Origin of the sequence: Ketobacter alkanivorans (assembly GCF_002863865.1) — a bacterium.
Classification (GTDB): Bacteria; Pseudomonadota; Gammaproteobacteria; order Pseudomonadales; family Ketobacteraceae; genus Ketobacter; species Ketobacter alkanivorans.
On record NZ_CP022684.1, the window covers coordinates 3,683,148 to 3,696,960 of the forward strand.

Below are 13,813 nucleotides of genomic sequence, written 5' to 3' on the forward strand. Positions count from 1 at the left end.
TCTATGTCAAAACACGGTAATGTGATTCTGGTTGGCCCGATGGGAGCAGGAAAGAGCACCATCGGGCGTCAGCTTGCCCAAGCCCTGAGCTATGAATTCGTCGATTCAGACCACGAAATAGAAGCCCGTACCGGTGCCGATATTCCGTGGATTTTTGACGTGGAAGGCGAAGAAGGCTTTCGCCGCCGCGAGGAAACGGTGATTGATGAGCTGACACAGCGGGACGGCATTGTGCTGGCCACTGGCGGTGGAGCCATAACCCGAGAGGCTAACCGCCGGGCTATTTCTGCCCGCGGTATTGTGGTTTATCTCAAAACATCCATTGAGCAGCAGTTGGCGCGAACCGCAAAGGATCGTAAAAGGCCGCTGTTGCAGCATGCTGAGCCGCGTAAAGTGCTTACCGAGCTGATGAAAACTCGGGAGCCGCTCTATTTGGAAGTGGCAGACCACGTGGTGGACACCGATGCGTCGAATATCAAGGATGTTGCCTTAACCATTTCTGATCTGGTCACCCAGGCCATTTAATTTTTTTCTCCGTCACTGGTTCTATTGTATAGATTACACCCACGTTCTGGTGTGCTGGTGCCTGTTGCCCGTACAATAGCGACCTTTCAGAATATGAGTCTCAGGAGTCTTCATGGAAACTCTCAGCGTTGATCTGGGTGAGCGCAGCTATCCGATTTACATTGGTTCGGGTTTGTTGGATAACCTGTCAGGCCTGATCCCCAAATTGGCGGGCAAACAGGTTTTGGTGGTGACAAACAGCACTATCGCTCCCTTATATCTTGATCGGGTGATGGCGGGCCTGAAGGGCTTGCAGGCCTCCAGTTTGATTTTGCCTGATGGGGAGCAATTCAAAACCCTGGACACATTGAACCAGATATTTACGGCGCTGCTGGAGCGAAAGCACAGTCGTACCACCACCTTGATCGCTCTCGGTGGTGGAGTGATCGGCGATATTACAGGATTTGCCGCAGCAGCCTATCAGCGCGGCGTGGACTTCATCCAGATTCCCACCACCCTGTTATCTCAGGTGGACTCCTCGGTGGGCGGTAAAACTGGCGTGAATCACCCGCTGGGCAAAAATATGATCGGAGCCTTTCATCAACCCAAGGCGGTTATTGCTGATACGGATACCCTGAACACATTGCCTGAAAGAGAGATGTCGGCAGGCTTGGCGGAAGTCATTAAGTATGGCCTGATTCGTGATGTCGCTTTCTTGGAATGGATGGAGGCCAATATGCCGAGCCTGGTGGCTCGCGATGCACAGGCACTCACGTATGCCATCAAGCGCTCCTGTGAGGTGAAGGCCGAAGTCGTGGCCGCGGATGAGCGCGAAGGTGGTTTGCGTGCGATCCTGAACCTAGGACATACCTTTGGGCACGCTATTGAAGCGGCTCAGGGTTACGGTAAGTGGTTGCACGGGGAAGCCGTTGGTGTGGGGATGGTGATGGCTGCGGATTTATCCTCACGATTGGGCTTTATTTCAGAGCCGGACGTAGCGCGCAGTCGAGCGATCATTGCTGCGGCCGGGCTGCCAGTACTTGGGCCTTCAGACATGTCGGTGGATACTTATCTGGATAAGATGGCCGTGGATAAAAAAAATGTGGATGCCCGCATTCGGCTGGTCTTGCTCAAGTCGGTTGGTGATGCGATAGTGACTGCGGAATTTGACCAAGGAATGCTTCGAGCCACCCTGAATGACTGCACTGAATCAGCCTGATATTGAACCGAAACTCGGTGATGACCTGCATGAAGATGAGCCTGCCTTAGGGGCCGCGTCTCCGTTTGACGACGGGGATGTGGAGGGCTTGTTCTTTCCTGGTGGCGGGCGTCAGGAGCTGCTGGATCAAATTGCCCATTTATTGCGCTATGGCCCGAGTTTGTTATTGCTGTATGGCGATCAGGGGGTGGGTAAGCACTACTTGATTGATCGTCTGTTAAGTCAGCTCGATCCTGATTTATTCGATGTGGCGCTGGTACAGGCCGATGTGTTGATGAATCCAGAGGTGTTGCTTGCTGGATTGTCTGGGCCTTGGCACAGCAGAGCCCCATTTAATGTCGCCAGTTTGCAGCCACAGTTGGTAGAGTGTGCCAGTGCGGCGGATGATGCCTCCCGTGTGCTGCTGCTGGTGGTAAGCCACAGCCAGTTTTTGGATGACGGCAGTGTCGAACTGCTTTCTATCATGCTGGCATCTTGTGCGGGGTTGCCGGTCAAGGTGGTGTTGGTGCTGGATGCATCTGACCCAGAAGATGTCATGCAGTTGTCGCCGTTGTTTGATCAGGTGCCCGATCATTTTCGCGCACTGCTCGCGCCATTGACCCGTGATGAAACCGCCGCCTATCTTGCGTATCGACTGCATACGGGCGGTCTCGGTCATGTGCATTTCAGTGAGGCACACGTCGATCAGATTTTTAATCACAGTCTCGGCAATGTCGTGCGAGTTAATCAGATAGCGGCCGAGCTGCTGTTGGCGTCGCTGCCCGCAAAATCCAAATCACGAATCAAAACAGACCTGCCCTGGATGCACCTTGGTGCCTTGGTGTTGGTGGTCGGTCTGCTGCTGTTTTTGGTGTTGAGTAGAGACAACGCAACCGGCCACAGCCCAGCGCTCGATGCGGGCTCCAGCGTGACAACTGACCTTGCCTCCGGGGCGCGGTTAAGCAGTGAGCCTGCCGTCAATCAGAGCCCATTAGCCAATGAACCCTCCGCCATACCAGAGCCGTCTACAAGCAAAACGCAGGCAGAACCGATTAAAGCTGAGCCCGTTGTCAGTGAATCGGTGAAGGCGTCTGAAATTGAGCAGGCTGCTGAACCTGTTTCTAAACCTATAAAGGAAGAAACAGCCGCCTCTGAGGCGAAAACAGCATTAGCTGCAAGCGATAAGCCCCCAGCAAAGGCCGAAGCAGTGAAACAGCCTGAGGCAGTGGTTGTGCCCAAGCCGAAGGAGGCACCCAAGCAGACGCCCAAGTCGGCGGATGCGCGCACTGCGTGGATATTGTCGCTGCCGCCAGAACATTATGCTTTGCAGCTCTTGGGCGCCAAGGAAAAAAGCACCGTAGACAAGTTTCTCGCCATGTATCCCAGTGTCCAGAAGCTTTCCTATTATAAGACTCAACGAAATGGTGCGCCCTGGTTTGTCGTGGTGCAAGCCAGCTTCCCAAACTATGAGGCGGCCAAGGCTGCGGTGGCGAAATTGCCTCAAAAACTGCAGAAACAGGGTCCGTGGATCCGAAAAATCGAAGCAATTCAAAAAGATCTAAAAAACTAGGCAGTCATCGTTAACTTATTCATTTCTGGACTGTTTTTTGCGTGTTTAAGACGACTGAGACAGGTAAATGCCATGTAGAATGGCCCCTGTCCATACGGTTGGGTTTGTTCAAACAGGGGTTCGCATGTAAAATGGCTCTCCATTTTTGCCCGCCTGTACCATTGGGCCTGCGAGAATCACTAATAACCTATTGAATTCACTGGAAAAAGGGCTTTCGCTTGTGATGAGTGTACAGAGTGGTGGGCTCTACCATCCTGACCAGTTTAGAGACAACTGCGGCTTTGGCTTGATTGCCCATATGAAGGGCGAGGCCAGTCATAACCTATTGCAGACTGCGATCGAATCGTTGACCTGCATGACGCACCGTGGCGGTATTGCTGCGGATGGCAAGACCGGCGATGGCTGTGGCTTGCTGCTTAAAATGCCGGAAAGTTTCTTCCGTTCTGTTGCCAAGGAAACCTTTGGCAAACAGCTGACGGCGCATTTTGCTGTGGGCATGACGTTCCTGTCCCAAGACGTCGACAAAGCGGCATTTGCCCGCTCTGCGATGGAGCAGGAAATCACCAAGCAAGGCTTGGAAGTAGTAGGCTGGCGCACTGTTCCTGTGGACAGCAGCGTCTGTGGTCGTATTGCGTTGGAGAGCCTGCCTACCATCGAGCAATTGTTCATCAACAGTGATGGCATATCGGGTCAGGAGCTGAACCGACGATTGTTCTTCGCTCGCCGTCACGCAGAAGTGGCCCTGCAGGAAGACAGAGACTTTTACATTACCAGTCTGTCTGCCTCTGTGGTGTCCTACAAAGGTCTGGTGATGCCGGCGGATCTGCCAGCGTTCTACCTGGATCTTGCCAACAAGGATATGGGAACAGCGATCTGTGTTTTCCACCAGCGCTTCTCAACCAATACCTTGCCACGCTGGCCTTTGGCCCAGCCGTTCCGTTACCTGGCCCACAATGGTGAGATCAATACCATCATGGGTAACCGTAACTGGTCGGTGGCGCGTACCAGCAAATTCAAATCCGATCTGCTGCCTTGCCTGGATGAAATCACCCCGCTGGTAAACCGTACCGGTTCCGACTCTTCCAGCCTGGATAACATGTTGGAGCTGTTGTTGGCGGGTGGCGTGGATATCTATCGTGCCGTGCGCATGATGGTTCCCCCTGCCTGGCAGAACGTAGAAACCATGGACGCGGATCTGCGTGCGTTCTATGAATACAACTCCATGCATATGGAGCCTTGGGATGGCCCTGCCGGTCTGGTTATGACCGATGGCCGTCACGCAATCTGTATGCTGGATCGAAACGGCCTGCGTCCGGCGCGCTGGGTGATCACCAAAAATGATTACATCACACTGGCCTCAGAGATCGGTGTGTATTCCTACAAGCCAGAAGATGTAGTGGCAAAAGGTCGTGTTGGCCCCGGTCAGATTTTAGTGGTAGACACCGAGACTGGCGAGCTGCTGCACACCGCTGATGTGGATAATCGCCTCAAGACCGGTCAGCCCTACAAGCAGTGGCTGAAAGACAACGCCATTCGCATTCAGGATACTCTCACCGATGAGACCCGTTCCATCGAGCAGCTGGATCCTGCAGCCATTAAGACCTACCAGAAACTGTTCCAGATCTCTTTCGAAGAGCGGGATCAGGTAATTCGACCTATGGCCGAGAATGGTCAGGAAGCGGTAGGTTCCATGGGTGACGATACGCCGATGGCAGTGCTGTCAGCCAAAGTGCGCCCCCTGTATGACTTCTTCCGTCAGCAGTTCGCGCAGGTAACCAACCCGCCGATCGACCCGTTACGTGAATCCATCGTCATGTCGCTGGAAACCTGTGTCGGTGCCGAGCGCAACGTATTTGAAGAAACCCCGGAGCACGCCGATCGCGCGATTCTGACGTCGCCTGTGTTATCACACAGCAAGTTCCAGCAGTTGCTTTCCATTGAGCGCAAAGGCTACGCGGTGCAACGCATTTCATTGAACTATGATGCGACTATCAGTCTGCGTCAGGCGGTGCAGAATGTGTGTAAGCAGGCAGAAGAAGCTGCCCGTTCCGGCAAAGTGATTCTGGTGCTGAGCGATCGTGACATTGCCGAGAACAAACTGCCGATTCCTGCGTTGATGGCAACCGGTGCTGTGCATCACCACCTGACCAATAACGCGCTGCGTTGCGATAGCAACATTGTAGTTGAGACGGCCAGCGCCCGAGATCCTCACCATTTTGCCTGTCTGATCGGCTTTGGTGCTACGGCGATCTACCCCTATCTGGCATTTGATGTGATCTGCGATTTGGTGCGTACCGGTGAAGTCCTGATGGACCCCATCGACGCCCAGAAGAATTTCCGCAAGGCCATCGATAAGGGCCTGCTGAAGATCCTGTCCAAGATGGGTATCTCAACCATCGCATCCTATCGTGGTGCGCAGCTGTTTGAAGCCGTGGGTATTGCGAACGAAGTGGCTGATAGCTGTTTCTGTGGAGTGCAAAGTCGCATTCAAGGTGCCGGTTTCGCTGATTTTGAAGCCGATGCCAAGCGCCTTGCTGCCGATGCCTGGAAAGCTCGCAAGCCAATCGAACAGGGCGGCATCCTGAAATTTGTACACGGTGGCGAATACCATGCGTTTAACCCTGACGTAGTGGGCGCGCTGCACAAAGCTGTACAGTCCGGAAATTTCGAAGACTATCGTGAATACGCTGCCCTGACGCAGGATCGTCCGGTGGCGGCGATTCGTGATTTGCTCGGCCTCAAAACCGACGTGAATCCGATCAGTATTGATGATGTTGAGCCCATGGAAAGCATCTTGCCGCGGTTTGATTCTGCCGGCATGTCCCTGGGAGCATTGAGCCCCGAAGCCCATGAAGCCATTGCAATGGCCATGAACCGCTTGGGTGGGCGCAGCAACTCTGGTGAAGGTGGTGAAGATCCAGCGCGCTTTGGCACCGATAAAGTATCGAAAATCAAGCAGGTGGCCTCCGGTCGCTTTGGTGTAACACCGCACTACCTGGTGAACGCTGAAGTATTGCAGATCAAGGTTGCTCAGGGCGCCAAGCCCGGTGAAGGTGGCCAGTTACCCGGCGGTAAGGTGAACGATTTGATTGCTCGCCTGCGTTATTCCGTACCGGGTGTGACCCTGATTTCGCCGCCGCCGCACCACGATATCTACTCCATCGAAGATCTGGCGCAGCTGATCTATGACCTGAAGCAGGTTAACCCCAGCGCACTGGTTTCTGTGAAGCTGGTGTCAGAGCCTGGTGTGGGTACGATTGCTGCTGGTGTAGCCAAGGCGTACGCTGACCTGATCACCATATCCGGTTACGACGGTGGTACCGCCGCCAGTCCTCTCACGTCTATTCGCTATGCGGGTTCCCCTTGGGAGCTGGGCTTGAGTGAAGCCCACCAGGCGCTGCGTGGTAACGATCTGCGTGACAAGATTCGTCTGCAGACCGACGGCGGCCTGAAAAATGGTCTGGATGTGGTGAAAGCCGCCATCCTGGGTGCAGAAAGCTTCGGCTTCGGTACCATTCCGATGATCGCGTTGGGTTGTAAGTATCTGCGTATTTGTCACCTGAACAACTGTGCGACCGGTGTTGCTACCCAGCAAGACAAGTTGCGGGAAGATTACTTCATCGGTGCGCCAGAAATGGTCATGAACTTCTTCAAGTTCGTGGCACTGGAAACCCGTGAGTGGATGGCCCGTCTGGGCGTGAGCAAACTGGAGGACCTGGTGGGTCGCACCGATCTGCTGGATCTGCTGGATGGCGTGACCGAAAAACAGCGTAATCTGGATCTGTCACCCATTCTGTCCAGCTCCCATGTGCCGCAAGATAAGCCCCATACCTGTCAGGTGGACAAGAACGCGCCATTTGATAAAGGTGAGCTGGCGGAGCGCATGGTGAAGGAAACCCTGTCCACCATCGAAGCTAAGTCCGGTGGTGAGTTTGAGTTCCGCATCACCAACTGCGATCGCTCCATCGGTGCCCGCCTGTCTGGTGAGATTGCCAAGCGTCACGGCAATCAGGGTATGGCCGAAGCACCGATCACCATCCGCTTTAACGGCACAGCCGGTCAAAGCTTTGGTGTCTGGAATGCCGGTGGCTTGGACATGTATCTGGAAGGCGATGCCAACGATTACGTGGGCAAAGGCATGACCGGCGGCAAGCTGGTGATTCGTCCGCCCAAAGGCAGCCCTTTCAAGAGCCAGGAAACGTCCATCATCGGCAATACCTGTCTGTATGGTGCGACGGGCGGCAAACTGTTTGCCTCCGGCCAGGCTGGTGAGCGCTTTGGCGTTCGCAACTCCGGTGTTCACGCGGTAGTGGAAGGTGTGGGTGACCATGGTTGCGAATACATGACCGGCGGCTTGGTTACAGTGTTGGGCCGAACCGGCTACAACTTCGGTGCCGGTATGACCGGCGGTTTCGCCTATGTGCTGGATGAAGACAAAACCTTCGTCGACAAGTACAACCACGAACTGGTGGAAATTCAACGCATTAACAGCGAAGAAATGGAAGCCTATCGCAACCACCTGGTGGGTGTGATCGAAGAGTTTGTGGCCGAGACCGGCAGCACCTGGGGTCAGCATATTATTGATAACTTCGATGACTATGTTGGTCAGTTCTGGCTGGTGAAACCAAAAGCCGCCAGCGTGCAGAAACTGCTCAACAGCATCAGACACCGTCCCGAGTAATCACTGTCCCAGTATGATGGATGCGAGTGGGGCTGCGGCCCCATCCATAGAAGAGGTTTAACATGGCAGAACGTTTAAATAACCACTTCCAGTTTCTGGATGTAGCCCGTGGCGATCCCGAAAAGAAGGAGATCGGGGTAAGACGTTCCCAGTACGTTGAGATTTACAATCCATTTGAGCCAGAGCAGGCGTCCAGCCAGGCCCATCGTTGTCTCGAGTGCGGAAATCCCTACTGTGAATGGAAGTGCCCGGTGCACAACTACATTCCTAACTGGCTCAAGCTGATCTCGGAAGGCAACATCCTTGAAGCGGCTGAGTTGAGTCACCAGACCAATACGCTGCCAGAAGTATGTGGCCGCGTGTGCCCGCAGGATCGTCTTTGCGAAGGGGCCTGTACCCTTAACGACGGTTTCGGTGCGGTAACCATCGGTTCGGTAGAGAAATACATCAGCGACACCGCGTTGGCCATGGGCTGGCGCCCGGATATGTCGGGTGTGGTTGCCACTGATAAGAAGGTTGCCATCATTGGCGCTGGGCCTGCCGGTTTGGGGTGCGCTGACATCCTGGTACGCAATGGCGTAAAACCGGTGGTGTTCGATCGCAATCCTGAAATTGGCGGTCTGCTTACCTTCGGTATTCCGGAATTCAAACTGGAAAAGCCGGTCATGCAGCTGCGCCGTGAAGTGTTTGAGGGTATGGGTATTGAGTTCCGCCTGAACACCGAGATCGGCAAGGACATTTCCATCGATGATCTGTTGAGTGAATACGATGCTGTGTTCATGGGAATGGGTACGTACACCTACATGAAAGGCGGCTTCCCCGGTGAAGACCTGGATGGTGTGTACGATGCGTTGCCCTATCTGGTATCCAACGTAAACCGCAACATGGGCTTTGAAAAAGACGCTGCCGAGTTTATCGGTATGAGTGGCAAGAAAGTGGTGGTGCTGGGTGGTGGTGATACCGCCATGGATTGTAATCGCACCGCCATTCGTCAGGGCGCCGAGCAGGTTACCTGTGCTTACCGTCGAGATGAAGCCAATATGCCAGGCTCCCGCCGTGAAGTGGCCAATGCCAGAGAAGAAGGCGTGGAGTTTCTGTTCAACCGTCAGCCTATTGCCATCATCGGTGATACCAAGGTTGAAGGCGTGAAAGTGATTGAAACCCAATTGGGAGAGCCCGATGCTCGCGGTCGTCGCAGCCCTGAGCCGATCCCCGGTTCCGAGCAGATTCTGCCTGCGGATGCCGTGATCATCGCTTTCGGTTTTCGCCCCAGCCCCCAGCCCTGGTTTGATACTGCTGGCGTAAACACCGATGATGGTGGTCGTGTGGTGGCTCCGGAGCAGGGTCAGTTCCAGTTCCAGACTTCCAACCCCAAGATCTTTGCCGGTGGCGACATGGTGCGTGGTTCGGATCTGGTGGTAACCGCTATCTGGGAAGGCCGTAAGGCGGCAGAAGGCATACTGGACTATCTGGACGTATGATCCGGTTATAACCTCTGCGCACAGAACATTGACATCGTTGAAACGGGTGGGGTAATGGCGAGCGAATCGTTGTAAACTTCACCCGTTTTTTCATTTCTACTGATTTTAAAGGCTTAACATGTCCGAGTTGAAGAACGACCGTTTTCTGCGCGCACTTTTGAAACAACCTGTTGATGTCACCCCGGTGTGGATGATGCGTCAGGCGGGACGTTATTTACCGGAATACAAGGCCACTCGAGCCCAGGCTGGCGATTTTATGTCCCTGTGCAAGAACGCTGAATTGGCCTGTGAAGTTACCCTGCAGCCGCTGGAGCGCTTTGAGCTGGATGCCGCTATTCTGTTCTCCGATATTCTGACCATACCCGATGCAATGGGGTTGGGTCTGTACTTCGAGGAGGGAGAGGGCCCCCGTTTCAGGAAAACCGTACGCACCGAGCAGGATGTGGCCGATCTGCCGGTACCGAATGCCGCGTCTGATTTGGATTACGTGATGAATGCGGTGCGCACCATTCGCGCTGCATTGGGTGGGCGGGTGCCGCTAATTGGTTTCTCCGGCAGCCCCTGGACCCTGGCGACCTATATGGTGGAAGGCGGATCCAGCAAGGATTTCCGTACCATCAAGCGCATGATGTACGCCCAGCCGGAAGTACTGCACGCCTTGCTGGATAAGCTGGCGGACAGCGTCATCGATTATTTGAATCAGCAGATTCTGGCGGGTGCCCAGGCGGTGCAGATTTTTGATACCTGGGGTGGTGTGCTCAGCACCCAGCATTATCAGGCGTTCTCATTGAATTACATGAAGAAGATCGTTGCAGGCCTGATTAAGGAGCACGATGGCCGTGCGGTGCCCAGTATTCTGTTCACTAAAAACGGTGGCCAATGGCTGGAATTGATCGCAGAAGCCGGTGCCAATGCGGCAGGCTTGGATTGGACCATTGAAATAGGTGATGCCCGCAAGCGTGTCGGCGATAAACTCACCCTGCAAGGCAATATGGATCCCTCGGTGCTGTATTCGTCACCTGCTGCTATTCGTGCAGAGGTAGCTCGAATTCTGGAAAGCTTTGGCGCAGGGGAAGGTCACGTTTTCAATTTGGGCCACGGCATAGCATTGGATGCCGATCCGGATCATGCCAAGGTGTTTGTGGATGCAGTGCATGAGCTGAGTGCGCAATACCACCGCTAAAGGCAATCGCTTCCGAGTAATTAGTGGTGTCAGGGTAGTAAAGGGCGCGGCTGCATACACCACGGGGTGGATCAGATAAAGCGCCGGACACCAATACGGTCCAGCGCTTTTGCTCAATCAGATATGATTACCGGCCGTGGGCGCGAGCCTGGTAGCGGCCAGTGGTTACCGCACACACCACGCCGTCTTCGTCCTTGATCTCCTGTTCCAGGATGTAGACGGATTTTCCATTCTCTTCAACTTCACGGGTGATGCGCTCGATCTCTTCTTCGCTGATGCGAGACTCCACCGTAACGGCGGTCTTGGCGGGTTTGAGGAATTTAATGTTCATCTCAGTGACAATGGGATAGCATTTGCTGACATCAAAGGCACTGAAGAACAGAGCGCCACCAGGCAGTTCCCCGATGGTGAATAGCGAGCCCGCGTACATAATGCCGATGTGATTGATGTTGGGGGCGAAGGGGATACGCATTTTTACGTAGCCACGCTCTAGCTCTACTACTTCCGCTTCCACGAATTTGGCCAGTGGAATGGTTCCGGTGGTGAGTTCGCTTACTTTGTCTTTATCAAATTGCATCGGTACACCTTGGTTATGTTGGATGAATCAGTTTAGGATAGTTGTCTGATTCATGCGTTTCTCTGAGTCCGTTGCAGGATAATACCAATCCCTTGAGAGGTCGACCACATGGTCATTCGAGCTTTTGCCGCTTTGTTGTGTCTGGTGAATGGGTTGTCAATTGCGGTTCATGCCCAGGCCGATACTGCTGCGATCAACGCCCATCATGGTGTGATCCTGCAATATCACCACATTTCCAATCGTACCCCTGCTTCCACTTCTCTGGCGCCAAAGGTGTTTCGTCAGCATTTAGAGATCCTTCGAGATGAGGGCTACCGGGTGAAGCCTTTGCCGGAGTTGGTGGCAGCACTGCAACAGGGCAAGCCTCTGCCTGATCGCACTGTGGTGATCACCTTTGATGACGCTTACGACGATATCGTTAAGACGGCGGCCCCAATGTTGGCGGAATTTGGGTTTCCGTTCACGGTATTCATCAGTACAGACTTTGTGGATCGCCACCAACCAGGCTATATGAGTTGGGATCAACTGCGGACGCTGCAGCAGAGCGGCGTCACATTAGCCAATCATACCCGCAGCCATTTGCATCTGCTGCGTCAGCCCGAAGGGGTCAGCGACCGGCAATGGCTGGACACTCTGCGGGGTGAGGTAGACGGTGCCGAACAGCGTATTAAAGATGAGACAGGTGAGCACTGGCGTTACTTTGCTTATCCATATGGCGAGGCAGACGATGCTATCGTGAAAGCGATACAGTCCTGGGGGTACGTGGGGTTCGGCCAGCAGTCCGGCGCGGTGGATAAGCGTTTGCTGGCATCCGGCATGGCACCCCGGTTCCCGTTTAATCAGATGTATCAGGATCTGGCTGATTTTCGTCTCAAGGCCAGCAGCTTGCCTTTGCCGGTGTTGGAGGAGCGTGCGCCGGGAGTCGTGTTCGATGTAGCGACAGTGCCGGAGTTGGCATTGACGCTGGCACCCCACCAGCGCACGCTCACCTGCTTTGCCAGTGGCCAGGGTGCTATTAATGCAATCAAGCAGAAGGACGGGCGTTACCTGATTACCGGGAACCGCCCTATTGAAGTGGGGCGATCCCGCTATAACTGCACCCTACCGGTGGCAGGGCAGCCGGGCCGCTTTCATTGGTATTCCCGTATGTGGATTCGCAAACAGAATGACGGCAGTTGGTATCCAGAGCCCTAGGCTTTAGCGATAAACTCCGCCCACACCCCAAAAGGTTTCCATAAGGTATGCAAATCCCGCTGTGCGGTGTTAGCGTCCTCCCGTAAGACTTGCGTGCGATAGCGAAATATGAATGCTGATACCCGCATGTTGGCGGCACAATGTACGAATATCTTTTCCTGTTTGGCTGCATCGATGGCGTCGCAAAAGCGCTTGAAGTCTGCTTCGGTGGGGTTGTCGAAAGCAACCGGGATGTGCAGATACTGCATGCCCTGTTGCTGTACCAATTCCGCTTCGTTGGGTAGCGCGTTTTCTGCTCCGTGAGGTGCCAGGTTGATCACCGTGGTAAAGCCTGCCGCCCGAATTAATGGAAAATGACCGGGGCTGGGCTGGCCCGAAGTCACGATCTGCTCCGAGATGGGGTGATAATTGAAAATGCCCTGGAGACCATCGCGTTCAATGGCGGCACTGTCTTCACCGTTTCGAAACAGGCTTTTCACAAAGCCCAGACTGGTACGAGTGGTGCTGGCGGAATTGAAAAAGCGCAGATCCGTCAGTCCGATCATTTCCCTGATTTTATCCAATGTATTCATGCTGTCCTCCTTGATAGGGTGTTTGCTTGTTCAATCAATGCTGCGGGAAGAAAAAGGAATCGCTTCTTTCTTCTGATTACGCTGCACAGAAATACGCTGGTTCTTGGTGCCCATTACTTTGCGTTGCCACAGGCGTTCGGCTCGCAGCGCAGCGCCATCCAGCGCACGCCAGGCATCCTGCAGCAAAAACTTGGCAGCGGCCACAGAGTCTGGTGAGCGTGCGGAAATTTCTGCGATCAGAGCCTGAGCGTGTTGCATGGGGTCGTCGCTGATGTGGGTAATTAATCCCAGCTCTTGAGCTTGAGCCGAGCTGATGATACGGCCGGTCATGGTGAGTTCTTTGGCTTTATCCAGTGGCATCAGCTCGCGCATCAGCGCCACGCCGCCCATATCGGGCACCAGCCCCCACTTGGCTTCCATCATGGACAGTTGGGCGTCCGGGTGGCAAATGCGGATGTCTGCCCCCAACCCCAGTTGCAGCCCGGCGCCAAAACAATTGCCGTGCATCAGCGCGATCACCGGCACGCCCACGCTGCGCCAGCCGATACTCCACGTCTGGAAATCATTCTGCATCGGGCTCCATAACTGTAAGTAGCTGGTGAAGGCCGTCAGCGGTTTGGAGAGCACACTTTTAAAATCCAGTCCGGCACAGAAAGAGGGGCCGTCCCCCTGCAGAATGACCGCTCGAATATCTTTCATCTTGCGCACTTTCTTTTGGGCGGCGATGACGCCCCGCAGCATGTCCAGATCCATGCCGTTGTGTTTGTCGGCACGGTTGAGGGTGACGGTGGCAATCTGATTGTCGACAGTAACGATAACGCGGTTGCTCATAACGGCTCCTTAAGCAGGTTTA

At 54.3% G+C, this 13,813-nt stretch carries 10 protein-coding genes; 7 read left to right on the forward strand and 3 right to left on the reverse strand.

Annotation, left to right across the window (positions count from 1 at the left end; translation table 11 throughout):
* Positions 1–3: 3 nt before the first annotated feature.
* The 6 genes from aroK to hemE all read left to right on the forward strand — a co-directional run bounded on the left by aroK (position 4) and on the right by hemE (position 10,617).
* Entirely contained in the window at positions 4–525 is a 522-nt protein-coding gene (gene aroK / locus Kalk_RS15685) for a shikimate kinase AroK (RefSeq protein ID WP_101895147.1), read from the forward strand.
* 112 nt (positions 526–637) lie between these two features.
* Entirely contained in the window at positions 638–1,723 is a 1,086-nt protein-coding gene (gene aroB, locus Kalk_RS15690) for a 3-dehydroquinate synthase (protein ID WP_101895148.1), read from the forward strand.
* Positions 1,701–3,272, forward strand: coding sequence for an SPOR domain-containing protein (locus tag Kalk_RS15695; RefSeq protein WP_101895149.1), 1,572 nt, complete (start codon positions 1,701–1,703; stop codon positions 3,270–3,272). Before aroB ends, Kalk_RS15695 begins: the two co-directional genes overlap by 23 nt.
* A 223-nt stretch (positions 3,273–3,495) precedes the next feature.
* Entirely contained in the window at positions 3,496–7,953 is a 4,458-nt protein-coding gene (gltB, locus tag Kalk_RS15700) for a glutamate synthase large subunit (RefSeq protein WP_101895150.1), read from the forward strand.
* Positions 7,954–8,015: 62 nt separating this feature from the next.
* Complete coding sequence (locus tag Kalk_RS15705; RefSeq protein ID WP_101895151.1) at positions 8,016–9,434, forward strand: FAD-dependent oxidoreductase; 1,419 nt, start codon at positions 8,016–8,018, stop codon at positions 9,432–9,434.
* Positions 9,435–9,552: 118 nt separating this feature from the next.
* Positions 9,553–10,617, forward strand: a complete 1,065-nt coding sequence (gene hemE, locus Kalk_RS15710) for a uroporphyrinogen decarboxylase (protein WP_101895152.1) — start codon at positions 9,553–9,555, stop codon at positions 10,615–10,617.
* Positions 10,618–10,744: 127 nt separating this feature from the next.
* Here hemE and Kalk_RS15715 read toward each other — a convergent pair whose 3' ends face one another.
* Positions 10,745–11,194, reverse strand: a complete 450-nt coding sequence (locus Kalk_RS15715) for a PaaI family thioesterase (RefSeq protein ID WP_101895153.1) — start codon at positions 11,192–11,194, stop codon at positions 10,745–10,747.
* 108 nt (positions 11,195–11,302) lie between these two features.
* Here Kalk_RS15715 and Kalk_RS15720 point away from each other — a divergent pair, with 108 nt between their 5' ends.
* Positions 11,303–12,388 carry a polysaccharide deacetylase family protein gene (locus Kalk_RS15720; RefSeq protein ID WP_101895154.1) on the forward strand — a complete coding sequence of 362 codons (1,086 nt, stop codon included), beginning with the start codon at positions 11,303–11,305 and terminating at the stop codon, positions 12,386–12,388.
* Here the strand turns inward: Kalk_RS15720 and Kalk_RS15725 are convergent.
* Together Kalk_RS15725 and Kalk_RS15730 are read right to left on the reverse strand one after the other, a co-directional pair.
* Positions 12,385–12,960, reverse strand: a complete 576-nt coding sequence (locus tag Kalk_RS15725; RefSeq protein WP_101895155.1) for a protein tyrosine phosphatase family protein — start codon at positions 12,958–12,960, stop codon at positions 12,385–12,387. The two genes, Kalk_RS15720 and Kalk_RS15725, sit on opposite strands and share 4 nt — an antisense overlap.
* A gap of 30 nt (positions 12,961–12,990) precedes the next feature.
* A complete protein-coding gene (locus Kalk_RS15730) occupies positions 12,991–13,791 on the reverse strand; it encodes a crotonase/enoyl-CoA hydratase family protein (RefSeq protein ID WP_101895156.1) in 801 nt (266 codons plus the stop codon).
* Positions 13,792–13,813: the final 22 nt, after the last annotated feature.

Coding starts and splice junctions, on each gene's coding strand:
- hemE (WP_101895152.1), top strand. CDS start 9,553: ATGTCCGAGTTGAAGAACGACCGTTTTCTGCGCGCACTTTTGAAACAA.
- Kalk_RS15720 (WP_101895154.1), top strand. CDS start 11,303: ATGGTCATTCGAGCTTTTGCCGCTTTGTTGTGTCTGGTGAATGGGTTG.
- Kalk_RS15725 (WP_101895155.1), bottom strand. CDS start 12,960: ATGAATACATTGGATAAAATCAGGGAAATGATCGGACTGACGGATCTG.
- Kalk_RS15695 (WP_101895149.1), top strand. CDS start 1,701: ATGACTGCACTGAATCAGCCTGATATTGAACCGAAACTCGGTGATGAC.
- Kalk_RS15730 (WP_101895156.1), bottom strand. CDS start 13,791: ATGAGCAACCGCGTTATCGTTACTGTCGACAATCAGATTGCCACCGTC.
- aroK (WP_101895147.1), top strand. CDS start 4: ATGTCAAAACACGGTAATGTGATTCTGGTTGGCCCGATGGGAGCAGGA.
- gltB (WP_101895150.1), top strand. CDS start 3,496: ATGAGTGTACAGAGTGGTGGGCTCTACCATCCTGACCAGTTTAGAGAC.
- Kalk_RS15705 (WP_101895151.1), top strand. CDS start 8,016: ATGGCAGAACGTTTAAATAACCACTTCCAGTTTCTGGATGTAGCCCGT.
- Kalk_RS15715 (WP_101895153.1), bottom strand. CDS start 11,194: ATGCAATTTGATAAAGACAAAGTAAGCGAACTCACCACCGGAACCATT.
- aroB (WP_101895148.1), top strand. CDS start 638: ATGGAAACTCTCAGCGTTGATCTGGGTGAGCGCAGCTATCCGATTTAC.